This is a genomic window from Pedobacter sp. 22163, from assembly GCF_052045595.1.
In the GTDB taxonomy this organism is placed as follows: Bacteria; Bacteroidota; Bacteroidia; order Sphingobacteriales; family Sphingobacteriaceae; genus Pedobacter.
Window position 1 is genome coordinate 128,214 of sequence record NZ_JBQEPM010000001.1, and the last position, 25,780, is coordinate 153,993.

The window sequence follows — 25,780 nt, forward strand, 5'->3', positions numbered from 1 at the left end:
ACAAAGATAGATAAAATTTCGAATTGTCAAATTTAGATGACTAATTTTTGTTGAAGTGATTAATTTTTTATTGTTGATCCATGATCTGTGTCTCATAGACCATACAGGTTGGATTTATAACTTTTTTTTAACCTAGACACGGAACTTAGGAATCTATAATCCCTAAATCGGTGTAATCATCTTCTATATACTGTAGGCTTTAATCATTTCTTCCGAAACCTTTGTTCCACGACTAGTAGTTAAATCAATCAATACATAATCAAAAATGCCATCTGAAGCCACTTTACCTGTTTTTTGATTAATGATTTCGAATTGAACAGAACAACCCTTATCGTTCATGGTTAAGATTCCAGTTCTGATCAGCATTAAATCGTTCATCAACAATGGGCGTTTAAAATTAATGTCAACATGGCTTACAACCCAACCCAGACCCTGTTTGGTAAAATGTTCCCAGGGCATACCGTAGAATTTTTCCATTTGCTCATAACGTGCTGCCAGTACATAATCTAAATATTTACTATTATGTACATGGTTAAACATATCGATATCATCCGGACGGACACGTAATTCACTTTCGAAAATGCTGTATTGATTCTTTTCCAAGGGTAAATGTTTTTGCAAAAGTATTAATAAAGCTTGATTGTAAAGTATTGCTTGCAAAATGTCGAAGAAAATGTAATGTATTACTTGCTAATTTTTCGTATTTTTGATATGAAATGGGAAAGCTCACTTTATATGATATTACAGTTGCGCGTGAAACAATAGTCGAAGAGCGTGAAAACGTTTATTTAAAACGTACCCCAGAGCAGCGCTTCTTTGGTGTTTTATATCTTAACCACATTTCAGTTACCATGAATGGTGGCCAACCTTTAAAGTTTCCACAAGGAAAAGGCATTATCATCCGCAAACCAAATATATAATCTCTACATGTCATTTGATAAGGAAAATCCAGAAATGCTTTTGTTGCTGGAAACATTCGAGCAGTTTGATGTGCATTACCTTATTGTTGGTGGCTTTGCCGTTAACCGGTATGGTTATAACCGTACCACTGGCGATTTAGACATCTACTTAAAAGACACAAAAGAAAACAGGCAAAACCTTATTTACGCTTTAGATAAAATGGGTTACGGCCGATACGATGTGTTGTTAGATGTTCCAATTATAGCAGGCTATTGTGAAGTCTTAATGGATGATGGCATGTATGCCGATCTAATGACTGATATCCCTGGATTGGATAAGCACAAATTTAATGAGTATTTTGAAATGGCCACAGTAGATGAGATTAATGGTATCAAAGCTAGGTTCCTTCATTACAACCATCTTTTGGATAATAAACGGGCAACTAATAGGCCTAAAGACCAATTGGATGTTTTAGAATTGGAGCGTATTAATAAGCGAAACTAAGTTTCTTGCCCCCCTCAAGTTCTCGAAACCCGACTTAGTAGGGAATACTTTTTGCTTTACTTGCCGAATTAGATTGCTTCATCGTTTCCTTCTCGCATAACTATAAAGAAAGTAAGATTGCAAAAAGATTGCGGCGAGGGCGGGAGTACAATAGCCAATAAGAACTTACCTTGCTTTCCAAAACCCAAATCAGATAAAGACGATAATAATTTATCATTTAACAAGCACTTGTTTATAAATAAAAATAGCCTTATCTTTGCGCCACAATTAATTAATTTTTATTGCTTTAATATTATTCAAGAATGTATTTAAGTCCAGAGAAAAAAGCTGTGATCTTTAAAGAACACGGCAAAGTAGAAACCAATACTGGTTCTGCAGAAGGTCAAGTAGCGTTATTTACATACCGTATTGCGCACTTAACAGAACACTTAAAGAAAAATCGTAAAGATTTCTCTACTCAGTTGTCACTTCAAAAATTGGTAGGTAAACGCCGCGGTATTTTGGCTTACCTATACAAAAAAGATATTGAGCGCTATCGTGCTATCATCAAAGCTTTATCGCTTCGTGATATCATCAAACAAAAATAAGCGCAAGTTTATCAATAAAAGCCATTCTTTAGGGAATGGCTTTTTAATTCCCTGTTAATTTTTTTAACGGGTTTTATTATAGATAGGCTTTTTTAATCCTATCTTCGTTTGCAAAAACAAATACATATATAAACAACGGTGTGTAGAAAGAGGAAAACACACCATAATTCTATTTAAATGAATGTAATAAAAAAATCGTTCGATTTGGGCGATGGCAGAATTGTAGAAATTGAAACTGGTAAATTGGCTAAACAGGCTGATGGTTCAGTTGTGGTAAAAATGGGCGATACCATGTTGTTAGCAACAGTAGTATCAACTGTTGGTGCTAAACCAGGTACTGATTTTTTACCTTTATCGGTTGATTATCAGGAAAAATATGCGGCTACAGGCCGTATTCCAGGAGGCTTTTTACGTCGTGAGGCAAGATTATCCGATTACGAGGTATTAATCTCTCGTTTGGTAGACAGAGCTTTACGCCCAATGTTCCCAAGTGATTATCACTCTGATACACAGGTGATGATTTCTTTAATTTCTGCAGATAAAGATATTATGCCAGATTGTTTGGCAGGTTTAGCAGCATCAGCTGCATTATCAGTTTCTGATATTCCTTTCAACGGTCCGATTTCTGAAGTACGTGTTGCTAAAATTGATGGTAAATTGGTAATCAATCCATTAGCTAGCCAATTAGAGCGTGCAACTTTAGAGTTTATGGTAGCTGGTTCGGCTAATGATATAGGCATGGTTGAAGGTGAGTGTGATGAAATTCAGGAAGACGAAATGGTTGAGGCTTTAAAATTTGCACACGATGCAATTAAAGTTCAGTGCGCTATTCAGGTTGAATTAACTGAAGCTACTGGCAAAACCGTTAAACGCGAGTACAGCCACGAAGACCATGATGCTGATTTAAAAGCTAAGGTTTATGCTGATACTTATGATAAAGTTTATGCTGTAGCAAAAGCTGGTGGCAATAAAGATGTTCGTAAAGAAGGTTTCACTGCGATCATTAACGAATTCTTCGAGGCAATGCCAGAAGATACTGCAGATTTAACTAAAGCAATGGCTAAACATTATTATCATGATGTTCAGTACGATGCCATCAGAAACCTGTTGTTAGATGAAGGTATCCGCTTAGATGGCCGTAAAACTACAGAAATTCGTCCTATCTGGAGTGAAGTTGGTTATTTACCTGCTGCTCACGGTTCGGCTGTATTTACACGTGGCGAAACACAATCATTAACTTCAGTTACTTTAGGTAGTAAAGATGATGAGCAAATGATTGATGGTGCTTTCTTTAATGGTTACAACAAATTCTTATTGCACTATAATTTCCCTGGTTTCTCAACTGGAGAGGTTAGACCAAACAGAGGCGCTGGCCGTCGCGAAATTGGTCACGGTGCTTTAGCACAACGTTCATTGAAAAAAGTATTGCCTCAAGGTGAAGCAAATCCTTATACCATCCGTATTGTTTCTGATATCTTAGAATCTAACGGTTCGTCATCAATGGCAACTGTTTGTGCTGGTACATTAGCATTAATGGATGCAGGTATTAAAATCAAATCTCCAGTTTCAGGTATAGCAATGGGTTTAATTACCGATGAGAAAACTGGCAAATATGCAATCCTTTCTGATATTTTAGGTGATGAAGATCACTTAGGTGATATGGACTTTAAAGTAACCGGTACTGAACATGGTATCGTTGCCTGTCAAATGGACTTAAAAATCAATGGTTTATCTTACGAAGTGCTAACAAAAGCTTTATTACAGGCTAAAGAAGGTCGTTTACACATCTTAAACGAGATGAAGAAAACCATCAGCTCACCTAACGAAGATTATAAACCACATGCACCACGTATTGTTTCTTTAACTATTGATAAAGAATTTATTGGTGCAATTATCGGCCCTGGAGGTAAAATTATTCAAGAAATGCAACGCGAAACCGGTGCTTCAATCTCTATCGAAGAAGTTGATGGCAAAGGTATTGTAGAAGTATTTGCTGATAACAAAGCAGCTATTGATGCAGCGGTTACCCGTATCCGTAATATCGTAGCTAAGCCAGAAATCGGCGAAGTTTACCAAGGTAAAGTAAAATCAATTATGCCATTCGGTGCATTTGTTGAGGTTATGCCGGGTAAAGATGGTTTATTGCACATCTCTGAAATTTCATGGGAACGTTTAGAAACCATGGACGGTGTATTAAAAGAAGGTGATAAAATCGAGGTTAAATTATTAGACATCGATAAGCAAGGCAAAATGAAACTTTCTCGCAAAGTTTTATTGCCAAGACCAGAAAAACCAGCTGCGCCACAAGCATAAAAAAAGTCTGGAGTCGGAAGTCCGAAGTCGGGAAATATATAAAAAGCCCTTTCAGTTTACACTGAAAGGGCTTTTTACTTTTAAATCGACCTAATGCGTTTCTTCATGCTGATCCGATAGCTATCGGATTTATTTCAGCATCTTTATCTCTAACTTAAAAACTTTCGGACTTCTTTCGTAACTTGCATTATTAGTAAATCGTATAAACAAATCGTCAATGCGAGGCACGAAGCAATCTTTAAGTAGACTATTTTAAAAGGTTGCTTCGTGCCTCGCAATGATGGAATTATAAAAGAAATGAAATACATCATTGCCCCATCCATACTTTCTGCCGATTTTGGCAATTTACAACGAGATATTGAAATGATTAACCACAGCGAGGCCGATTGGTTCCACGTTGATGTGATGGATGGTATTTTCGTTCCAAATATTTCTTTCGGTTTCCCTATAATGGCTGCTGTAAAAAAACATGCTACCAAACCTTTGGATGTACATTTAATGATTGTTGAGCCGGATAAATATGTTCAGGATTTTGCCAAAGCAGGAGCGGATAGAATCACGGTACATTACGAAGCCTGCACACACCTGCATAGAACCATTCAGTTAATCAAGGCATCAGGCTGCAAGGCTGGTGTGGCTTTGAACCCGCACACTCCGGTAACCTTATTGCAGGATGTAATTGAAGATCTTGATCTGGTGCTCATTATGTCGGTTAATCCCGGTTTCGGTGGACAAGCTTTTATCCATAATACCTACAAGAAAATAAAAGATTTAAAGGCCTTGATTCAAGGGGTAAATGAAGATCTAATAATTGAAATCGATGGTGGTGTTGGTTTGCAAAATATTGCTACATTAGTATCTGCAGGTGCCAATGCTTTTGTGGCCGGAAATGCAATTTTCGCAACAGATAATCCAACGGAAACTATTTCTAAAATGAAAAGCTTGACAACTAGCGCTATAAATATTTAAATTGTTAAATGTTTTATTGCTAAATTGTTTTTAGGATGAGGCGCATACAGTCTTAATACCTGATACCTTTGTCTTGATACTAAAAATGCTCAAATTTCGGCTAATCCTTTTCCTTTTAATTGCTGGTTGCGGTTTTGCAGTAGCACAGCCTTTAGTTAGAGTTTCAGGAATAGTTTATAGCGATGAAAGGTTACCCTTGGCACAGGTTACCGTAATCGTTTTAGGGCAGGCACAATCAACCGTTACTGATGAATTTGGTGTATATACGATTTATTCAAAATCGAAAACCTTTAGCATTAAATATTCGCTTTTGGGCTATCAGCCACAAACCATAAAATTTAGTGAGCGCTCGGGAGCCCGGATTATCAAACAGGTAAATTTAATTGCCAATATCAATGAATTAGAGCAGGTTAATATCACCAATAAACAAAACCAGTTAAGTAACACCACTACTATTAATATTGCCGATGTTTCTTCAATGCCATTGGTTTCTGGCAATTTTGAAACCATGCTCAAAACCCTGCCAGGTGTATCTACAAACAACGAATTAAGTGCCCAATATAGCGTTAGGGGAGGTAACTTCGACGAAAACCTGATTTACATCAACGATGTAGAAATTAACCGACCAGTATTGATCCGCAATGGACAACAGGAGGGACTAAGTTTTATCAATTCGGATCTGGTGAGTAAAGCAAAATTCTCTGCAGGTGGTTTTGAAGCGAAATATGGCGATAAACTATCTTCAATCTTAGATATTAGATACGATAAACCGGATAGTAATCAAACCATTTTTAGTACCAGCCTTTTAAATACTTCGTTAACAACCAAAAAGATATTCAAAAACAGCTTCCTTTTGGCTGGTTTACGTTATAAAAACAACTCGAGTGTACTGATTAAACAAGATGAAAAGGGAAGTTACAGTCCAAATTTTGCCGATGCTCAATTGCTGTATCAATATGATTTTTCACCAAAATTCAATATCGGTTTTTTGGGGAGCTTTAACCTCGGTCAGTTTAAATTAGTACCCACCAATAGGGAAACTCAGTTCGGAACGTTGAGCACTACATTAAGACTAAATGTGGATTATACGGGACAAGAAATAGACGATTACCAAACTTTAGGAAGCGCCGTTACCGCTACTTATTCGCCCAAACCAAACCTGGTGATCAAGTTTATAAACAGTTATTTTAGTACGGTTGAGAGAGAGCGTTTCGATATTAATGGCAGCTATATTTTTGATGAGGTGGATAATAACTTTTCAGGTGAAAATTTTGGGATGATCAATAAAAACAGGGGCATTGGTAGTTATTATAACTACGGAAGAAATAGTTTAAATACCCAGATTTTCGCTTCTGAAATAAAAGTAGATCAGAATTTTGATAATCATGTTTTTTCATGGGGGATAAAATTCGATAAATCTAATTACAACGATCAGCTGAACGAGTATAATTATACCGATTCTGCCGGCTTCATTTTGCCCAACAATTCGAAAAATATCACGTTACAAAATGTAATCAACATACAGAACAATATCGATATTAAAAACTACAGTACTTACATTCAGGATAGCTATTCGCTTTCCAATTCTGCAGAGTTGCAATTAGGAGCACGCGCCACATATAGTTCGTTAAGCAAACAGCTATTGATCAGTCCGAGGATGTTAATTGCTTACAGGCCCAATTCAAACAATAAAATTTTAAGGTTTTCTGCTGGTGTTTACAAACAGCCACCCTCGTACCGGACTATTCGTGATTTTTCAGGAGTATTAAATATCGATCAAAAGGCACAGAGTTCTTATAACACTTCTCTAGGTTATGAATACGCTTTCGATGCTTTTGGAACGCGCTTGAAGTTTACCTCTGAGGCCTATTTTAAATATTCAGACCGATTGATTCCGTACAAAATTGATAACCTGAGAATTAAATACCTGGCGAATGAAGTCTCGCGTGGTTATGCTTATGGGGCCGATTTTAGCATAGGCGGCGAATTTGTTAAGGATCTGGTTTCTTATTTCAGAATGTCGGTTATGCATGCCAATGAAGATATTATCGGAGATCGTTATATTCAGAATGGAAGTACAATTTATCCTGGCTATCTAAAAAGACCAACTGATCAGCGTTTGAATTTTTCTATATTTTTCCAGGATAAATTATTAAATAGTCCAACTTATAAAGTACACTTAAACGCGCTTTATGGGTCAAGGTTACCGATTGGTCCATCACAAACACCACGGTACTTAGATCAATTTTTTATCCCATCATACAAGCGGGTAGATATCGGTTTCTCTAAAGATTTCCTTGATGACGCCGCTTTGCACAAACCCAAATTTTTGGACAAAAATTTCAGTTCGGTTATTCTATTCTTTGAAGTTTTTAATATGTTGAATATCGACAATACAGTTTCCTACTTATGGCTTAAGGATGTAGATAATGTGCAATATGCCATTCCAAATTATTTAACAGGCAGGCAGTTTAACCTGAAGTTGATTGTGAAGTTGAAGAATAAGCCATAAACTACTAAATCTATCGGCGTTAATCTTTTGTCTTTCTGATTAGCGAATTCTTTTGCAAAAACTGCAACAAAACGCTCAATTTGGTTGAGATTTTTAACAAAATTTAATTTTTTATGATACGATTTTATGGGCATAACTGCTTTAAAAATTTTACATTTACGCCCATAAAACATTATATAATAAGATGAAGCATAATTTTGGCGCAGGCCCTTGTATTTTACCTCAAGAAGTGTTTAAACAAGCAGCTCAGGCTGTTTTAGATTTTAACGATGGATTATCAATTTTAGAAATTTCGCACAGAACAACCGAATTTGAGGCAGTTGTTGCTGAAGCTGATAAGTTGGTAAAGGAATTATTAAATGTGCCGTCGGGTTATTCCGTTTTATTTTTACAAGGTGGTGCAAGTTTACAGTTTGCAATGGTTCCGATGAATTTATTGGGCGATGGACAAACAGCAAGTTATTTAGATACTGGTGTTTGGGCAACCAAAGCATTAAAAGAAGCTAAATTTATCGGTAATGTGAATGTAGTTGCCTCATCTAAAGATGCGAACTATACTTTCATTCCAAAGGATTTTGAAATTCCTGCTGATAGTGCTTATTTCCACTATACTTCAAACAATACCATTTACGGAACTGAGCTTTTCGAAGTACCTAAAACAAACATTCCTGTTGTTTGCGATATGTCTTCTGATATTATGAGCCGTGTAATCGATGTTTCTAAATTCGATTTAATTTATGCCGGAGCTCAAAAAAATGTAGGTCCTGCCGGTTTAACCATTGTTATTGTTAAGAATGAAATTTTAGGCAAAATAGACCGTAAAATTCCATCTATGTTGAACTATCAATCGCATATCGATAACGATTCGATGTACAATACCCCTCCGGTTTTCTCAATCTATGTAGCTTTATTAAATCTACGTTGGTTAAAATCAAAAGGTGGTGTTGCTGAGATTGAAAAAGAAAACAAACAAAAAGCTGAAGCACTTTACAGAGAAATCGACCGTAATCCATTATTTAAAGGAACTTGTGCAGTTGAAGACCGCTCAAGAATGAACATCTGTTTCGTAATGGAAAACCCGGAATTGGAAAAACCATTCTTGAAATATGCTGAAGAGCAAGGTATTGTGGGTATTAAAGGGCACAGAAGTGTTGGTGGTTTCCGTGCATCAATGTATAATGCATTGCCAATAACAAGCGTACACGCCTTGGTAGATGCCATGCAGGTATTTGAAGAACAACAAGCAAAAGCAAATTAATTTAAATTTTAACCACAGATGATTACTGCGATTATTTAATCGGTGTAATCAATCAAATCTGTGCAATCATATACAACAATGATTAAAATATTAGCAAACGATGGGATTGATCCGATCGGAAAAGAATTATTAGAAAAAGCTGGTTTCCAGGTTGATACTGAAACCGTTCCTCAGGATAAATTGGCTGAAGCATTAAAAAACTATGATGCCATTACTGTACGTAGTGCAACAAAAGTTAGAAAAGAATTAATTGATGCGGTACCCAATATCAAATTAATTGGTAGAGGTGGAGTAGGCATGGATAATATCGATGTAGAATATGCACGTAGCCAAGGTGTTAATGTAGTAAACACGCCAGCTGCATCTTCATTATCAGTTGCCGAACTGGTATTCTCTCACTTATTTACGGGTATCAGATTCTTACAGGATGCTAACCGTAAAATGCCAGTAGAAGGTTCAACTCAATTTAATAACTTGAAAAAAGCTTATGCTAAAGGCACTGAACTAAGCGGTAAAACCATCGGTATTATCGGTTTTGGACGTATCGGTCGCGCTACTGCAAAAGTGGCTTTAGGCTTAGGTATGAATGTTTTGGCTTACGATTTATATCCTTCAGAATCTGAAATCACTTTAGAATTCCAAGGTGGAAAATCAGTAAGTATTCCAATTAAAACAGTTTCATTGGACGAAGTAATTGCAGGAAGTGATTTCTTTAGTTTACATACTCCATTTGCTGATAAACCGATTTTAGGTGCAGAAGAATTTGCTAAAATGAAAAACGGGGTAGGTATTGTAAACTGTTCACGCGGTGGAACAATTGATGAGCCAGCTTTAATTGAAGCACTAAATTCTGGTAAAGTTTCTTTCGCTGGTTTAGATGTTTTCGATAACGAGCCTACACCATTGGCAGAAATTTTAACCCATCCAAAAATCTCTTTAACACCACATATTGGTGCATCAACCAACGAAGCACAAGAACGTATTGGTACGGAACTGGCAACGTTAATTATTGAGCATTTTAAGAAATAATAAAAAATCTAGACCTTACAGGTTTTTAAAACCTGTAAGGTCTTTATATTAATCTAACGCATTCGTTAGCACCCAATATCGGTAACCCAATACCGCCTTCTGAAAAGTAGTCAGCTTACTCGGATCCTTTTTATACAAACTTGGTAAAAGCACCTTATTTATCTTCACCAAGATTTTAAACAGTCCTTTTTTCATAATTTGTCTATTGCTTTTAATGATTACGAAGCTGCTAATATCTAATTGTAATTTTAAGAGCTGATTTTAGCAGTTTTATACCTTTGAAGTTTTTTGCTGAAGAAATAAAATCCATCTGCCATTACTAAAATTAAAAAGACGATGATGTAGGTTGATAAACCTCCTTTAGTCTTTTTCTCTAAATCTTCTTTAAGCTGCGCATTCTGATCCTGTAGTTTTTTGATGGTTTGCATATAACGTTCCATGCGCTCCTGAGAATTATCCGCCACAGCTACTTTCTGCTGGTTCTGCAAATCTTTATAATCCATTAATACTTTCAGCTCTTTGAAGATGTTGTTATCGGTTAAAACTACCTGACGAAGAATTTCATTGGAATTTTTAATATCGCGTTTGGTTTGCCAGCCGAATATTCCAGTTCGTTGGTTTAAACTTTCATCATACTGGCCAAACTTGTTACTTCTTTCTACGAGTAACGAATTTACTTTAGCTCGCTGAGCAACATAGGCCGCGGTATCTTGCTGTGCAAAGGCATGTAGGTTCAGCAATAAAATAATAAGCAGATAAAAATATTTCTTCATGCGATATAAACGTGAAAAGGATGAAAGTTGTTTTGGTTGGTTTATTGGTTCATTAACCATTAGTTCATTGGTTTACAATTGGCTATTCCGTTTTTCATCATTGCGAATGCATAAAAATAGTCTGCAATTAGTTTGTTTAGGCGCATTGACAAATGAACCATTGAACCAATGAACTACTGAGCTTTCTTAAGGATGAAACTCTACCCGTACAATATCACCTAAATGCAAACCTAATAAACCACTTGCTTTACCTTTATTAATTGCAATTTCCAAGTGGTTACTAATTCCGAACAGGCAAAGCTTTTCACCTTCCTGTACTTCGTTGTAATGCCAGCTTAATTGCGTAATGGTTTCGCTTTTTCTAAAGTATAGTGTAAAGTCTCTGTTCTTCTGTATTTTGGTAAAAAGGTCTTTAGTAATGTTGGTGATTACATTGCAAAAAGTATCGATATACACTACACTTCCGCGGATCACATCTCGTTCAATTACAGGGTGTAAAAGCATCTTCTGTTCAATTTCTGCTACAGGTAAACCGATGTCTTTCAGTTTGCCACCTTTGGCTAAATGTGTTGCTGCTTTAACAAAAATATCAACCAAAGGGAAGTGTAAATATTTCAAATCCTGCATAATGTTCAGCTCTACTACATCTTCCGGAACATCGTCAAAAAGAAGGGAGAAAATACCATTATCAGCCCCTACAAAAAAGTGATCACGGTGCTTTACAGCAATATATTTGGTGTTTTCGCTGTATACAGAATCGATACCGATTAAGTGTACCGTATTCTTCGGAAAGTAAGGATAAGCGTTTTTTAGCACAAAGGCTGCATACGAAATGTTGAATGATGGAACCTCGTGGGTAATATCAACTAAATTAACATTAGGCATAAGACTCAACAGACTACCTTTAAGGGCACTCTGGTAAAAATCTTTTGAACCTAAATCTGTTGTTAAAGTAATTATCCCCATTAAAAATTCATTATTATTGCTTATTCTTGTGTACGGGCCTAAGCGTCTGCAAATATTCAAATTTTAATTAATATACCCCGATAACTTTTTAAAATACTACAGTTTGAACGAATTAAAATTAACTCTGGATACCGTAAATCCTGCTCACTTTTGGGGGCCGAATAACGAGAATTACGAAATGATTAAAGGTGCTTTCGCAAAGTTGAAACTGGTAGCGAGAGGTAGTGATGTTAAGGTTCTCGGTGATGAACAGGAACTTAAGGCTTTTGAGGATAAGTTTAACCAGCTTATTGCACACCTCGAGAAATATAGCTCACTTACCAATAACGACGTAGAATCTATACTGGGTGCAAAAGCAGCCGGTGTAGTAAAAAAAGATGTGGAACAACCTACCGGAGGCGGTGGAGAGGTAATTGTTTTTGGTACAAACGGCCTTTTGGTTAAGGCAAGAACTGCTAATCAACGCAAAATGGTAAGCAGTATTGCTAAAAATGATATCCTATTTGCCATTGGCCCCGCTGGAACCGGAAAAACATATACTGCCGTAGCTCTGGCTGTTAGGGCATTAAAGAATAAAGAAATTAAACGGATTATTTTAACCCGTCCGGCGGTCGAAGCAGGGGAGAATCTGGGTTTCTTACCTGGCGATTTAAAAGAAAAAATCGATCCATATTTACGTCCACTTTACGATGCCTTGGATGATATGATTCCTGCAGAGAAATTGAAATTCTACATCGAAAACCGTACGATAGAAATTGCGCCACTGGCATTTATGCGCGGACGTACTTTAGATAACTGTTTCGTGATTTTAGATGAGGCGCAAAACGCCACCGATATGCAGTTAAAAATGTTTTTAACCCGTATGGGACCAACAGCTAAATTTATTGTCACCGGCGACGTTACACAGATCGATTTGCCTAAAAAACAGATGTCGGGTTTGTTTAACGGCTTAAGGATTTTAGAAGATATTAAAGGTATCGATATTATTTACTTAAGCGGTGAAGATGTGGTAAGACATAAACTAGTGAAAGATATCTTGAAAGCTTACGGCGATATTCAGTAAGTCAGAAGTCAGAAAAGTCCGAGGTCCGAAGTTTAAGTCTTGCAATAGGACTACTTCGGACTTTTGCTTTTTACAACTTTTATCATCCGACTCCGGTCTTCGGACTTTCGGACTTTTTTCCTATTTTTATCCCCTCATGAAAGCACTAAAAGAAACTCATTTCAATTTCCCAAATCAAAGTAATTTTTACAAAGGTAAAGTTCGCGATGTATATACTATAGCCGACCAATTTATGGTGATGGTGGTATCAGACCGTATTTCTGCTTTTGATGTAGTATTACCTGAAGCTATTCCATTTAAAGGACAGGTGTTAAACCAAATTGCAGCTAAATTTTTAGCAGCTACCCAGGACATCGTTCCTAACTGGGTTTTAGATGTGCCAGATCCAATGGTTACGATTGGCCGTATCTGTGAGCCATTTAAAGTAGAAATGGTAATTAGAGGTTACTTAGCCGGTCATGCATGGCGCGAATATAGTGCAGGAAAACGTTCGGTATGCGGTGTTTCTTTACCGGATGGATTAAAAGAAAATGATAAACTACCTCAGCCCATTATCACCCCAACCACAAAAGCTTCGGTAGGGCATGATGAAGACATTTCAAAAGAAGATATTTTAGCAAAGGGTATTGTTTCTATAACCGATTACGAAAAATTAGAAGAATATACTTACGCACTATATCAACGTGGAACTGAGATTGCTGCAAAAAGCGGATTAATTTTAGTGGATACGAAATACGAGTTCGGCACTGCTGATGGCGTAATTTATTTGATCGACGAAATACACACACCAGATTCTTCACGCTATTTTTATGCAGAAGGATATCAGAACCGCCAGGATAATGATGAGCCGCAAAAACAACTTTCAAAAGAATTTGTGAGAAAATGGTTAATCGAAAATGGTTTTCAGGGGAAAGAAGGTCAGGTTGTACCAGAAATGACACCTGAAATTGTTAATTCAATTTCAGAACGCTACATCGAACTTTATGAACAAATTGTAGGAGAGACCTTTATAAAAGCTGATGCTGATGCAATTTCTAGCCGCATTGAAACCAATGTTTTAAAGGCTTTAGAAAAACTTTAAATTCGAAAGAAATTTATACATTAGTAAAATAAAGATTAGAGAGATGAAATTTTCAGTAGATAAACACGATAAATATGTAACCTTAAAGTTAGAAGAGCCTAAGTTTACAAACGATAATGCTCCAGGGTTGAAATCAGAGTTCTATCTGCTCAACGCAGAGGGATTTCAAAATATAATTGTTGATTTAAGTCATGTTACGGAGTGTAGCGATGCGCAGGATTTAAGCTGCTTATTGGTTGGCGATAGGCTTTGCAAATCAGCAGGTGGGCTATTTATTGTAACCGGAATTAATGATGAATTGGCATCGATTATCGAATTATCAAACATATTTCAATCCGTAACGTTTGTTAATACAATAGAGGAAGCAACTGATTTTATCTTTATGGATGAATTGGAAAAAGAGTTTAGAGGCGCTAAATAACAAATATTTAAATAACATTCAGGCCTCGTAGTTTCTAAAAATCTACGAGGCTTTTTATATCTTATCATGATGAAATTTGAAGTTACAATTTTAGGAAGCAGTTCTGCAACTCCTGTATTTAACAGGAACCCATCGGCACAGCTTTTAAATTGTAACGAAAAATATTATTTAATCGATTGTGGTGAGGGCACACAACAACAATTGACCAAGTACAACCTTAAAGCCGCCCGCATCGATTATATCTTTATCAGCCACTTACATGGCGATCATTATTTCGGTTTAATAGGCTTGCTTTCCAGTTTGCATTTAAACGGCAGGATAAAACCCATGCAGATATTTGGGCCCAAACCTTTATTAGAAATTTTAGAGGTTCAGTTTAAATATTCCGATACGGTATTAAGGTATCCAATTGAATTTTTCCCGATTGAAGCCGATGAATCCAGACAGATATTCGAGAATAGTGATTTAACAGTTAAAACTATTGTTTTAAACCACCGTATCCCTACAACGGGCTTTATTTTTCAGCAGAAGAAACGGCAACGAAAACTGATTAAGGATAAGACTGATGAAGTGCCTATGGCATATTATACAGCCTTAAAAAAGGGAATTGATGTAGAACTGCCAAATGGCGATATTTTACGCAGTGAAGATTATACCATCGAGGCAGATGCACCAAGATGTTACGCCTATTGCTCTGATACCTTGTTTGATGAGCGCTACTTTGCTACCATAAAAGATTGTGATACCTTATACCACGAAGCTACCTTTATGCACGATTTATTGGATAGGGCTAAAGAAACACATCACACAACCGCTTTACAGGCAGCAGAGGTAGCCAAAATTAATGGTGTAAAGAAATTACTCATCGGCCATTTTTCTTCACGTTACAAAACCTTACAAATGCTTTTAGAAGAAGCACAATCTGTTTTTGAAAATACGGAGTTGGCTGTAGAGGGGAGAACTTTCCATCTTTAAGGATTTTTATCTTTTTTACCGCAGAGTACGCAGAGGAATACACAAAGATTCGCAGCGTTTGTGCAAAGCAAATGTTAAATAGAATCTGCATTATCTTCTTAAATCTGCGGGAACCTATAGCAGAAGTTTTGCCCGCTGATAACGCAAATCACCGCGGAGCTAATTCCATTATCGGCCTTACATTTTTTATTTTTACCACAGAGGAATACACAAAGATTTGCAGAGCTAAGACAAAGAAAATGTTAAATAGAATCTGCGTTATCTTCTTAAATCTGCGGGAACACAGCGGAAAATTTCCACACTGATAACCCAGATTATCGCAGAATTAATTCCATCGATTTTATTTAAAGATCCTTCATTACATTCAGGATGACTAAAGAATAAGCCATTCAATTTTCCGTGCCTTCTGTGCTTCCGTGGCAAAAAATAGGCATATTAGAACCATAACCATAAAAAAAGCCTTACAATTTAAACTGTAAGGCTTTCGATTTTATAAAAATTAATTACTTGTCTTTTTTGTTGCCACCCCCAAATACCGAGAAGTGAACATACCGTTTAGGATTAGCTTTCAAATCGATCATTAATTCATCAAGATTTTTTGAAGCATTATTTAAATTCTGATACATTTTATCATCGTTTAACAACAATCCTAAACTACCTTTTCCATCTTTAATTCCTGAAATTACGCTTTGTAAATCAGCAATAGCATTGTTTGCATTATCTAATGTTTGTTTAAAGTTAGCGGCTGCAAATTTATCGGTAACGGTATTAATGTTGGTTAAGATATCGCTGATTTTTTGGTTATTGTTATTCAGGTTAGCCGTAATACCTTCAACGTTTTTAAAAATCGCTTCAATACGTGCGCTTTCTGAACCTACTAAACCATCAACTTTTTTCGATGTAGTTTCTAACGAAGCCAATGTACCCGCTATACTGTTAAAGCTTTTATCAACGTTTTTCTGGAAGTTAGGATTCAGAATAGAGTTTACACTACTCAGAATAGAATCCATTTTGCCGATAATTAGTTCCGCTTTCTTTTGAACCGGCTGAACCTGTTCCATTAAGCCCTTTTCTACATTTGCGTTTAAGGTGTAACCATCTTCGGCCATCTTTTTTGAATTACCTAACGACATTACAATGGCCTTACTGCCTAAAAGATCTGTTCCTTCTAAACGGGCAATACTATTTTCGGGAATTTCATATTTGCTGTTTACACTTAAGGTTGCAATAATACTACCGTCTGGCTGTAAATCCAATTTGGCCACCCGGCCAATCTGATAACCATTAATCAGGATAGGTTTTGAAACACTTAAACCATCAACCCTCGTATATTTTGCATATAATGTGGTTTCATTTGAGAAAATTGAATTTCCTTTTAAAAAATTATATCCAATTATTAATAAAGCAATAGCAAATGCAGCTAAAATACCTACTTTGGTTTCGTTCTTAATCTTCATGAGTGTTTTATTTAATGGCTACAAGCGCTGAAGGTATCTTTTCTTCACTTGTTGGAGCGTAATTAATTCTTGTGCTAAACCCTATAAATACACAAAGGCTGCACTATTTGTTTGGTATCTGTTTTATATTTTTTCCAAAGGTAAAATAACTATCATTTATAATGCCACTTATTTAACCTCAATATTTTTTTTGTATGTTTTTATTGCTTCCAAAATAGAATTGGCGATTTCGTTCTGTCCATTTTGGGAATTAATATATTTTTCTTCTTCTGTATTAGAGATAAAACCTACTTCTGTTAAAACGGCGGGCATACCACAACGCTGCAGTACCAAAACGCCCTGCTCTTTAACACCACGGCTTAATCGCTTATCCCGCTTGATATAACTGTTCTGTACCAGCTTGGCAAAATTAATGCTTTTGTCGCGAAAGGCATTTTTTAAAAGCGATAAAAGAATGAAACTACTCGGGTTACTTGGATCGTACCCATCGTACTTACTTTTGTAGTTTTTTTCCAATTTAATGTCGGCGTTCTCGCGTATGGCAGCATCCTGTTCTTTTAACCGGTGTGAGCCCGCAACCAATGTTTCTACTCCTTTAATATGCTTATTGCCTGGAGGCATTGAATTGCAGTGTACCGATATAAAAAGATCTGCATTAGCTTCATTCGCTATTTCTGCCCGCCTGTATAAATCAACATCTATATCTGTTTTACGTGTGAAAATTATTTTAATATCCGGCATTTGCTCCTTTAATAAAGCACCTAATTTTAATGCAACCTTCAACGCAACATCTTTTTCTTTCGAAAAACTACCAGAGGCTCCGGGTTTTCTGCCACCATGACCAGGATCAATAACAATTGTTTTGATCTTATAACCTTGGGCGGGCGCTTTTTCAGCAACTAGTAACGAAAATAAAAGTATTGTAATCAGAAGTTTAATCTTCATGCAGGAGGGATATTAAAATGATGTTTCAGCTATACGTTTATAATTTTTAATTGCTTTAATAATTCCACTTACAATTTCATTTTGTCCTTCAAGAGAATTCATATAATCTTCTTCATCTGGATTACTCACAAAACCAATTTCAGTTAACACAGCAGGCATAGCTGCACGGGCCAATACCGCAAGGCTTTTCTCTTGTACGCCTCTGTTGATTCGGCCTGCATTAACATATTCTTGTTGAAGCATTGAAGCAAACTTTAAACTCCTATCTCTATTGGTTTGTTTCATTAACGATAACATGATGTCACTTTCAGGGGTATTCGCAATAAATCCCTCATAGTTTTTCTGATAATTCTCTTCCAGAAACATCGATGCATTTTCCCGTTTGATCACTTCATCCTGCTCACCTAAACGGCGAGTTCCCGACACGAAGGTTTCTGTTCCCCTTGTTGAAGTACTTTTAGAAGTAACGGTTCTATAAACAGGTACTTTTCTCCCTCTAACTTTTTTATAGTAATCTACCACTCTAGATACCCTAACCGGCATATCATTTAAGTGAATGGAAATAAATAAATCGGCCTTAGCATTATTTGCAATGTTGATACGCTCGTATAAAGGAATAAATACATCCGTCTCACGGGTATAAATAACTTTAATATCTTTCAAACTATCTTGAAGCGCCCGGCCAAGGTTCAATGCTGTTTTAAGCGCCACATCTTTTTCCTTCGAATACACACCGTGGGTTGCACCATCTTTACCACCGTGACCGGCATCGATCACAATTGTTTTAATTTTATATTCTTGCGCAAACACCTGATTATCAATTGAATTTGATAACACTAAATAAATAATAATTGTTAAAATGGATTTAAGATACATCAATGGTATATTTTTCACTAATTTTGAACGTTTTTGATTAAACATTTGTGCAAAAATAACATTCAAATACGAATTTGAAACTTCTTAAGAGCTCTATTTTACTAATATCTGTCATTTTATTAACACTTGTTGTTGGTAAAGCTAACGCATTTTCTCATTTTTCATTGCAACAAATCATTCAGCAAGACACAACCAAAAAGGATACGACTAAAAAGACAGGTAAAAATAATAGCAGTATCGACCAGAAAGTAGAATACAAAGCGGAGGATTCGGTAAAAATGAGTGCTGATAAAAGCATTGTGTATTTATACGGAAACGCAAGGGTGGTATACGGTGATTTTGAGCTAGATGCGGCTTATATCAAATACGATAAAAAGCAAAATTCTATATTTGCACGAGGCATTAAAGATCCGAAAACTGGTAGGTATACCGGAAAACCAATCTTTAAATCGGGTGCTGATGGAACAGCCATAGCCGATTCTATTTTTTACAATTCAGAAACAACCCGGGCTAAAGTATATGGTGTTTTTTCTGAACAAGAGGGAGGTTTCTTCTCTGGTGGGCAGAGTAAAAAGCAAATAGATGATGAGCTGCACATTAAAAATGTAATGTACAGTACCTGTAATCTTCCGCACCCGCATTTTGGATTAATGATTTCTAAAGGGGTGGTAACAGAGAAACAGATTATTACCGGACCGGTTTACATGATTATCGAAGATATCCCCACTTTTCTGGGGCTACCTTTTGCTTTTTTTCCAAAACCTAACAAACGAACATCAGGTGTAATCCTTCCCACACCGGGAGAAGATGCAACCAGGGGGTTTTTCTTGCAAAACGGTGGTTATTACCTAGGATTGAACGATTACTGGGACGCCAAACTTTTAGGTTCCATATATACCAATGGTTCTTATGAAACAAGCTTGTTAAGTAATTACACTAAAAGATATAAATACAACGGTAACATTAACTTAGCTTACTCTAGTTTTAAAGATGGTTTAGAAGGTACTGAAGCTTTTAGAAACCCGACCAAAAACTTTAGTATCAATTGGAGCCATAGTCAGAATGCCAATGCCAATCCAGGTACCACATTTAGTGCCAGTGTAAGATTGGTATCGACAGGGAAAAGGGGATACTATAAAAATACTGCAGCAGGTACTACTTACGACATTAATACCATCGCAACCAACTCAACAAGTAGTAGTATCAGTTATGCAAAGGCCTATTCGAACGGGATGAATTTCTCTTTGGCCGCATCAAGTGATCAGACTTTAAGTACAAGAGCGATATCGTTAAGATTACCCGAAATGACCTTCAACGTACCTACATTTAACCCATTTCGCCCTAAAGATGCAGTCGGCGAACAAAAATGGTATGAAAAAATAACGGTTGGCTATAGCTTACAGGGAACCAACAGAATTGATACTTTTGATAGTTTATTATTTCAAAATGATGGTTTAAAACGATTAAGAAGTGGATTCTCTCATAGTATTCCGGTAAATATGTCATTCACTGCTTTAAAATATTTAAACTTTAGTTTGGGTGGTACCTATAATGAGGTTTGGAATTTCCAGAGTGTAAATAGAAGATATACGCAGTTTGCCGATAATACTTATACTTTTAGAGAAGATACCCTCAGTGGTTTTAAAAGAGCGGGCAGTTACAGCTTATCAACCAGTATGTCGACCAAAATTTATGGCAGAAGAGATTTTAATCCAGCTGGCAAAATCCAGGCGTTGAGGCATGTAATGACCCCAAATGTTTCCTTCTCTTATTCTCCGGATTTTACTAAAGCAGGAGCAGGGCCATATAGACCTGCAATAGACCAAAATGGCAATCAAATTTATACGAGCGGCCAACCTTTAAAATATTCCATTTTTGATGGTATGGCACAGCCGGGCTCTTTTGGCGGCCCGAATGCATCCATTGGTTTTGGGTTGGATAATACTGTAGAACTGAAAGTGAGGAATAAAAACGATACAACCGGAACAGGCTCAAAAAAGATCCCGATTATTCAAGGTTTGAGTTTTAGCGGCTCTTATAATTTCCTGGCTCCTTCTTATAAGTTATCAACCATTGGTTTTAGTGGGCGGTCGCAGTTTACCGATAAATTGGGGATAAATTATAATGGAACATTAGATCCATATGCTTTAAAAGACACAACTGTTAACGGTCAAATCACTAAAATTAGAGAAGATCGTTTATTTTTTCAAAAAGGTAAATTTTTACCCCGTTTAACTAACTTTGGTTTCTCATTTGATTATAGTTTAAATCCAGAGGCATTAAAGCGTAAAAACGAGGCTAATGATAAATTAGGTGAAGCAGCCAATAAAAAAGGATTGACCGATATACAATCGGAACAATTAGCGGCTATAAGTCGTGATCCTAATGCTTTCGTTGATTTTAACATTCCCTGGAATTTCTCTTTCTCTTACAGTTTTCAATATTCGAATGATGGAAACAACAATACAATTTCGAATACACTAAACTTTAATGGCGATGTTAACTTAACACCAAAGTGGAAAGTTACTTTTAATTCAGGTTACGATTTTAAGAACAATGGTTTAACCCCAATGAATTTAGCTATTTACCGCGATTTACATTGCTGGGATATGAGTGTAAACTGGGTTCCATACGGTGCATACAAAAGTTATTCTGTTACCATAAAAGTTAAGGCATCGATATTACAGGATTTGAAATTGAGCAAAAGACAAGGTTTTTACAGCACATACCAATAAATTATGCTAGCCGAAATTATTACCATTGGTGATGAGATTCTCATTGGCCAAATCGTTGATACCAATTCTGCCTGGATGGCTAAACAGTTAAATTTAATTGGTGTTTCCGTTAAGCAGATTACTTCAGTTTCTGATGATGAGCAACATATTATCGAAGCCCTAGAACTTGCCGAAAAACGTGCAGATATTGTTTTAATTACCGGTGGGTTAGGCCCCACCAAAGATGATATTACCAAGAAAACCTTGGCAAAGTATTTCAATATGGGTTTTCGCAATGATCCAGGAGCACTGGAAATGGTTCGTCAGATTTTCGAAAAATACAAGCGCCCTTTATTGGATATTAATATTCAGCAAGCTGATGTTCCTGATGGTTGCGAGGTTATTGTAAACAAAAATGGTACTGCACCCTGCATGTGGTTTGAACAACACAACACCATTTTTGTATCGATGCCAGGTGTACCTTACGAGATGATGTACCTGATGGATGACGAAATTCTACCCAGAATTACGAGCAGATTTAAGCTGCCATTTATTGTCCACAAAACCATTCTTACGGCAAATATAGGCGAATCATTTCTGGCCAAAGAGATAGAGGAAATTGAAGATAGCTTACCAGCGCACATCAAATTGGCTTATCTGCCAAAATTAGGACAAGTGCGTTTACGCTTATCGGCCAAAGGCGATAACGAAACAGCGTTACAAAAAGAGGTTGAGCTTTATGCCAAACAGATCATTTCAAAAGTAAATAAATTTGTCGTAACAGATGAAGATATTCCCTTGGAAAAAGCGATCCTAAACCTCATGAAGAGTAAGGGTTTGACTTTATCTACAGCAGAAAGCTGTACCGGTGGATACATAGCACACCTGATTACCCAGCACCCGGGTTCTTCTTCGGTTTATTGGGGCGGTGCAGTAGCCTATGCTTACGAGCTTAAAGAATCTATTCTTGGTGTAAAAGAAAGTACTTTAAATACCTTCGGCGCCGTGAGCGAACAAACCGTTACAGAAATGGCCGAAGGTGCAATTAAACATTTCAAAACAGATTATGCTATTGCGGTTAGTGGCATTGCCGGTCCGGATGGTGGAACTGAAGACAAACCAGTTGGCACGGTATGGATCGCAATTTCTTCAAAACACAAAACTGTAGCTAAGTTGTTTAATTTCAACAACAAACGTATTCAAAACATCGAACGTTCTGCGGCATCGGCACTAGCCATGTTATTAAATCTCCTTAAAGAAACAGTTTAGAAAGAATAAAAACTGTATTTTTGTAGCATTACCAATATAAAATACTGTAATTTAATATGGCTCAATACGAACTATTGTTACCAAAAATGGGTGAAAGTGTTGCGGAAGCAACGGTGATTAAATGGGTAAAACAACCTGGTGATTCTATTGATTTAGATGATACCGTTCTGGAAATCGCTACTGATAAGGTAGACTCTGAAGTTCCTTCTCCGGTTGCCGGTAAATTGGTAAAACAGTTATTTGCTGCAGATGAAGTTGCACAGGTAGGCGATGTAATTGCCATTATTGAAACTGAAGGTGGAGAAACCTCCACAACAAAAGCTGCAGTTGTAGAAAAGCCAATAGCTGAAGAAAAAATTGAAACTATTCCTGGAATTGCACAACTACCATCAGAAAACAAGACTGTAGCAACTGATTTTAGCTCCTCTGATCGCTTTTATTCTCCTCTGGTTAAAAGTATTGCTGCACAAGAAAATATTTCGTTAGCCGAGCTTGATGCAATTAAAGGCTCTGGAGCTGATGGACGGTTAAATAAAGATGATCTATTAGATTATATCGCCAATAAAAATGGTGTAACATCAATTGCAACTAAAACAGTTAGCATAACACCACCTGCTCCGCCAACAAATCAAATGGCTGAAAATAAAGCAAGTTCAGCAACAGTTGTAAATAAAACATCAACAACCAGCGTTAGTGGTGGCGATGAAATTATTGAGATGGATAGAATGCGTAAACTGATTGCCGATCATATGGTAATGAGTAAAACAACTTCACCGCATGTAACTTCGTTTGTTGAAGCTGATGTAACCAATATGGTTTTATGGCGCAATAAAGTAAAAAATAGCTTTGAAAAGCGTGAAAATGAAAAGATAACCTTTACACCAATATTTGTAGAGGCAGTTGCCAAAGCGATAAAAGATTTCCCGATGATCAATGTTTCGGTTAACGGCACGCAGATTATCAAAAAACGCGATATCAATATTGGTATGGCTGCCGCTTTACCAAGTGGAAACTTAATCGTTCCTGTAATTAGAAATGCCGATCAGTTAAATTTGGTTGGCCTAACGAAAGCAGTAAATGATTTGGCTGCAAGAGCGAGAAACTCTAAATTAAAGCCTGATGAAACGCAAGGTGGCACTTTTACGTTAACCAATGTAGGTAGTTTCGGCAATGTAATGGGTACACCGATTATTAACCAGCCTCAGGTGGCTATTTTAGCCGTTGGCGCCATTAAAAAGAAACCAGCTGTTTTAGAAACCGAACATGGTGATGTAATTGCGATCAGACATATGATGTTCTTGTCTTTATCTTACGACCACAGGGTTGTAGATGGTTCTTTAGGCGGAATGTTTGTGCGTAGAGTAGCAGATTATTTAGAAAGCTGGGACCTGAACAGAGAAATTTAGTCAGTTTACAATTAACTTTTTCAGTTGGTGTAATTTCAACAATTAAACAATTTACCAGTTTAACAATCAAGAATGTTAGCTTCAAATTTAAAATCGATAGTTTCGGATAACGTATTGCATGCCAAATGGTTAAATACGCTATCTTATATGGAAAACGCAGGTGCAAAGAAGATTTCAGCTTCAGAGCATAAAGAAAATGTAAACCTGATTATTCTTAAACACGCTGCAGAAGAACACCGCCATGCATATTATTTAAAAAAGCAGATTTCGAAGATTGACGAGGCACTTTGTAAAACTTACACCAATGCCGAGTTGTTATCTCCAAATCATACAAAATACTATTTGCACGCTTTAGATATTGCGGTTTGTCGTTATTTAAAAGCTGTATTTAACCTTTCCGGTTATGATTTAAAATTCGCTGCCTATTTATTTGTTACCTATGCGATTGAAGTGCGTGCCGATGAACTGTATCCAATTTATCAAGCGGTTTTAGATGAAGCTAAAAGCAAGGTAAACGTAAAATCGATTATCTTAGAAGAAGAGGGCCACTTAGAAGAAATGATGAACCAACTCGTTAGTTTTTCTGATGATTGGGAAAATCATGCAGCTGAAGTAATCAAAATTGAAAAAGCTTTATTCGAAAGTTGGGTTGCTGCCTTAGCTGCAGAACTGCCGATAAGTGCTTAAATAATCGCAGATCGTCAGAGCAAAAATGCATTAAGAAGTCAAGTTTTAAAAAAACTTGACTTCTTTGGTTAAAAACCAATCTGTTTTTCTGTTGTTTCTAAATAAACACAAATATCATGGCTAAGTTTTCAGATTTAATTAACGGTGACAAACCTGTTCTTGTAGATTTTTTTGCCGAGTGGTGCGGTCCATGTAAAATGATGAAGCCGATTTTGGAGCAGTTAAAATCTCAGGTTGGCGATGCTGTTTCTATCATTAAAGTAGATATCGATAAAAATCAACCAGCTGCTACTTCTTTTAATATTCAAGGTGTACCTACTTTAATTCTCTTTAAAAAAGGAAAACAGGTGTGGAGACAAAGTGGTGTTTTGCAGGCATCGCAGCTGAAACAAGTAATTGATGCGCACGCCTAAACTTCTACCACACTTTTAGGCGTTACTGCAAAAATGCGTTCGTTTGCTTTCGGGTAAACCGTATAAAGTCCGGTAAACAAACTAAAGGCTGGCAAAACGGCGTAGTCTTTACCAAAATAAAAACATGGAAATTTTAGCCTCTGCTTGGCTTTGCCTACAATCGTTACGCCTGGATGGATATGGCCGCTGATAGGATATAATTCTTCTTCAGTGCAATTAGGCGCATCGTGGATAAAACAAAACGGCCCCAGGCAAAAACTAGGTTCATGTATATCGATATCCATTGCAGCATAATTGGCATTTGAAAGCCTGTCGTGATTCCCCTTTACCAATAGAAAATTAAGTCCCTGGTATTGTTTTCTCCATGCAGAAAATTCATCAATATCGGTATTTAAACCATGATGAAACATATCTCCATTAATTAGCAATGTTTTAGGATTGTATTGTTTAATCAATAAACTTAAGCGTTGAAGATCTGTTTGGGCAATGGTAGCAGGTACTTGCAAACCTGCCTGACGGAAATGCGCAGATTTACCCAAATGCAGATCGCTTATAGCTAAAAGCTGATGTTTGGGTAAAAATAAGGCTTTTTCTTTATCTAAAATGATTTCTTCACCCTGGCTTGTAATGGTCATTATTTTATGCTATTGTCATCCTGAGCC

Annotated in this window: 25 protein-coding genes; 17 read left to right on the top strand and 8 right to left on the bottom strand. The window is 36.7% G+C overall.

The window, feature by feature from the left end:
* Window positions 1-183 precede the first annotated feature (183 nt).
* Entirely contained in the window at window positions 184-603 is a 420-nt protein-coding gene (locus ACTJKN_RS00535; RefSeq protein ID WP_440821723.1) for an acyl-CoA thioesterase, read from the bottom strand.
* A gap of 113 nt (window positions 604-716) precedes the next feature.
* Here ACTJKN_RS00535 and ACTJKN_RS00540 point away from each other — a divergent pair, with 113 nt between their 5' ends.
* From ACTJKN_RS00540 to ACTJKN_RS00575, 8 genes are all read left to right on the top strand, one after another.
* The gene (locus tag ACTJKN_RS00540) at window positions 717-920 is read left to right on the top strand and encodes a hypothetical protein (protein ID WP_440821725.1); all 204 of its coding nucleotides are present in this window, start codon (window positions 717-719) and stop codon (window positions 918-920) included.
* A gap of 7 nt (window positions 921-927) precedes the next feature.
* On the top strand, window positions 928-1,404 hold the full coding sequence (locus ACTJKN_RS00545; RefSeq protein ID WP_440821727.1) for a hypothetical protein: 477 nt from the start codon (window positions 928-930) through the stop codon (window positions 1,402-1,404).
* 302 nt (window positions 1,405-1,706) lie between these two features.
* Window positions 1,707-1,991: a 30S ribosomal protein S15 gene (gene rpsO, locus ACTJKN_RS00550; RefSeq protein WP_029275143.1), complete on the top strand. Its 285-nt coding sequence runs from the start codon at window positions 1,707-1,709 to the stop codon at window positions 1,989-1,991.
* A gap of 177 nt (window positions 1,992-2,168) precedes the next feature.
* Window positions 2,169-4,304 (top strand): polyribonucleotide nucleotidyltransferase, encoded by a 2,136-nt coding sequence (pnp, locus tag ACTJKN_RS00555; protein ID WP_029275142.1) that lies wholly within the window; start codon window positions 2,169-2,171, stop codon window positions 4,302-4,304.
* A 297-nt stretch (window positions 4,305-4,601) separates the two neighbouring features.
* The gene (rpe, locus tag ACTJKN_RS00560; protein ID WP_440821730.1) at window positions 4,602-5,273 is read left to right on the top strand and encodes a ribulose-phosphate 3-epimerase; all 672 of its coding nucleotides are present in this window, start codon (window positions 4,602-4,604) and stop codon (window positions 5,271-5,273) included.
* Window positions 5,274-5,358: 85 nt separating this feature from the next.
* Window positions 5,359-7,785 carry a TonB-dependent receptor gene (locus ACTJKN_RS00565; RefSeq protein ID WP_440821731.1) on the top strand — a complete coding sequence of 809 codons (2,427 nt, stop codon included), beginning with the start codon at window positions 5,359-5,361 and terminating at the stop codon, window positions 7,783-7,785.
* Between the two features lie 184 nt (window positions 7,786-7,969).
* The gene (gene serC, locus ACTJKN_RS00570) at window positions 7,970-9,043 is read left to right on the top strand and encodes a 3-phosphoserine/phosphohydroxythreonine transaminase (RefSeq protein ID WP_440821733.1); all 1,074 of its coding nucleotides are present in this window, start codon (window positions 7,970-7,972) and stop codon (window positions 9,041-9,043) included.
* A 78-nt stretch (window positions 9,044-9,121) separates the two neighbouring features.
* Window positions 9,122-10,072, top strand: a complete 951-nt coding sequence (locus ACTJKN_RS00575) for a D-2-hydroxyacid dehydrogenase (RefSeq protein WP_200912343.1) — start codon at window positions 9,122-9,124, stop codon at window positions 10,070-10,072.
* 48 nt (window positions 10,073-10,120) lie between these two features.
* Here ACTJKN_RS00575 and ACTJKN_RS00580 read toward each other — a convergent pair whose 3' ends face one another.
* From ACTJKN_RS00580 to ACTJKN_RS00590, 3 genes are all read right to left on the bottom strand, one after another.
* On the bottom strand, window positions 10,121-10,267 hold the full coding sequence (locus ACTJKN_RS00580; protein ID WP_440821736.1) for a hypothetical protein: 147 nt from the start codon (window positions 10,265-10,267) through the stop codon (window positions 10,121-10,123).
* 53 nt (window positions 10,268-10,320) lie between these two features.
* Window positions 10,321-10,845 carry a hypothetical protein gene (locus ACTJKN_RS00585; RefSeq protein WP_440821738.1) on the bottom strand — a complete coding sequence of 175 codons (525 nt, stop codon included), beginning with the start codon at window positions 10,843-10,845 and terminating at the stop codon, window positions 10,321-10,323.
* Between the two features lie 186 nt (window positions 10,846-11,031).
* On the bottom strand, window positions 11,032-11,811 hold the full coding sequence (locus ACTJKN_RS00590; protein WP_131031948.1) for an SAM hydrolase/SAM-dependent halogenase family protein: 780 nt from the start codon (window positions 11,809-11,811) through the stop codon (window positions 11,032-11,034).
* A 103-nt stretch (window positions 11,812-11,914) separates the two neighbouring features.
* On the opposite strand from ACTJKN_RS00590, the gene ACTJKN_RS00595 reads away from it, so the two are divergent.
* The 4 genes from ACTJKN_RS00595 to ACTJKN_RS00610 all read left to right on the top strand — a co-directional run bounded on the left by ACTJKN_RS00595 (window position 11,915) and on the right by ACTJKN_RS00610 (window position 15,351).
* A complete protein-coding gene (locus tag ACTJKN_RS00595; RefSeq protein WP_029275135.1) occupies window positions 11,915-12,874 on the top strand; it encodes a PhoH family protein in 960 nt (319 codons plus the stop codon).
* Between the two features lie 136 nt (window positions 12,875-13,010).
* A complete protein-coding gene (locus ACTJKN_RS00600) occupies window positions 13,011-13,955 on the top strand; it encodes a phosphoribosylaminoimidazolesuccinocarboxamide synthase (protein WP_440821740.1) in 945 nt (314 codons plus the stop codon).
* Window positions 13,956-13,998: 43 nt separating this feature from the next.
* Window positions 13,999-14,376, top strand: a complete 378-nt coding sequence (locus ACTJKN_RS00605) for an STAS domain-containing protein (protein WP_131031946.1) — start codon at window positions 13,999-14,001, stop codon at window positions 14,374-14,376.
* Window positions 14,377-14,445: 69 nt separating this feature from the next.
* On the top strand, window positions 14,446-15,351 hold the full coding sequence (locus ACTJKN_RS00610; RefSeq protein ID WP_440822988.1) for a ribonuclease Z: 906 nt from the start codon (window positions 14,446-14,448) through the stop codon (window positions 15,349-15,351).
* A gap of 503 nt (window positions 15,352-15,854) precedes the next feature.
* Here the strand turns inward: ACTJKN_RS00610 and ACTJKN_RS00615 are convergent.
* The 3 genes from ACTJKN_RS00615 to ACTJKN_RS00625 form a co-directional block, all read right to left on the bottom strand.
* On the bottom strand, window positions 15,855-16,808 hold the full coding sequence (locus ACTJKN_RS00615) for an MlaD family protein (protein ID WP_440821742.1): 954 nt from the start codon (window positions 16,806-16,808) through the stop codon (window positions 15,855-15,857).
* Window positions 16,809-16,976: 168 nt separating this feature from the next.
* Entirely contained in the window at window positions 16,977-17,753 is a 777-nt protein-coding gene (locus tag ACTJKN_RS00620; protein WP_440821744.1) for an N-acetylmuramoyl-L-alanine amidase family protein, read from the bottom strand.
* Between the two features lie 12 nt (window positions 17,754-17,765).
* Window positions 17,766-18,629 carry an N-acetylmuramoyl-L-alanine amidase family protein gene (locus ACTJKN_RS00625; protein WP_440822990.1) on the bottom strand — a complete coding sequence of 288 codons (864 nt, stop codon included), beginning with the start codon at window positions 18,627-18,629 and terminating at the stop codon, window positions 17,766-17,768.
* Between the two features lie 164 nt (window positions 18,630-18,793).
* Here ACTJKN_RS00625 and ACTJKN_RS00630 point away from each other — a divergent pair, with 164 nt between their 5' ends.
* From ACTJKN_RS00630 to trxA, 5 genes are all read left to right on the top strand, one after another.
* Window positions 18,794-21,364 carry a putative LPS assembly protein LptD gene (locus ACTJKN_RS00630; protein ID WP_440821745.1) on the top strand — a complete coding sequence of 857 codons (2,571 nt, stop codon included), beginning with the start codon at window positions 18,794-18,796 and terminating at the stop codon, window positions 21,362-21,364.
* Window positions 21,365-21,367: 3 nt separating this feature from the next.
* Window positions 21,368-22,612, top strand: a complete 1,245-nt coding sequence (locus ACTJKN_RS00635; protein ID WP_440821747.1) for a competence/damage-inducible protein A — start codon at window positions 21,368-21,370, stop codon at window positions 22,610-22,612.
* A gap of 56 nt (window positions 22,613-22,668) precedes the next feature.
* Entirely contained in the window at window positions 22,669-24,018 is a 1,350-nt protein-coding gene (locus ACTJKN_RS00640) for a dihydrolipoamide acetyltransferase family protein (protein ID WP_440821749.1), read from the top strand.
* Window positions 24,019-24,090: 72 nt separating this feature from the next.
* On the top strand, window positions 24,091-24,705 hold the full coding sequence (locus tag ACTJKN_RS00645; RefSeq protein WP_440821751.1) for a hypothetical protein: 615 nt from the start codon (window positions 24,091-24,093) through the stop codon (window positions 24,703-24,705).
* Between the two features lie 116 nt (window positions 24,706-24,821).
* Entirely contained in the window at window positions 24,822-25,118 is a 297-nt protein-coding gene (trxA, locus tag ACTJKN_RS00650; RefSeq protein ID WP_440821753.1) for a thioredoxin, read from the top strand.
* Here trxA and pdeM read toward each other — a convergent pair.
* A complete protein-coding gene (gene pdeM, locus ACTJKN_RS00655; protein WP_440821755.1) occupies window positions 25,115-25,753 on the bottom strand; it encodes a ligase-associated DNA damage response endonuclease PdeM in 639 nt (212 codons plus the stop codon). The two genes, trxA and pdeM, sit on opposite strands and share 4 nt — an antisense overlap.
* Window positions 25,754-25,780: the final 27 nt, after the last annotated feature.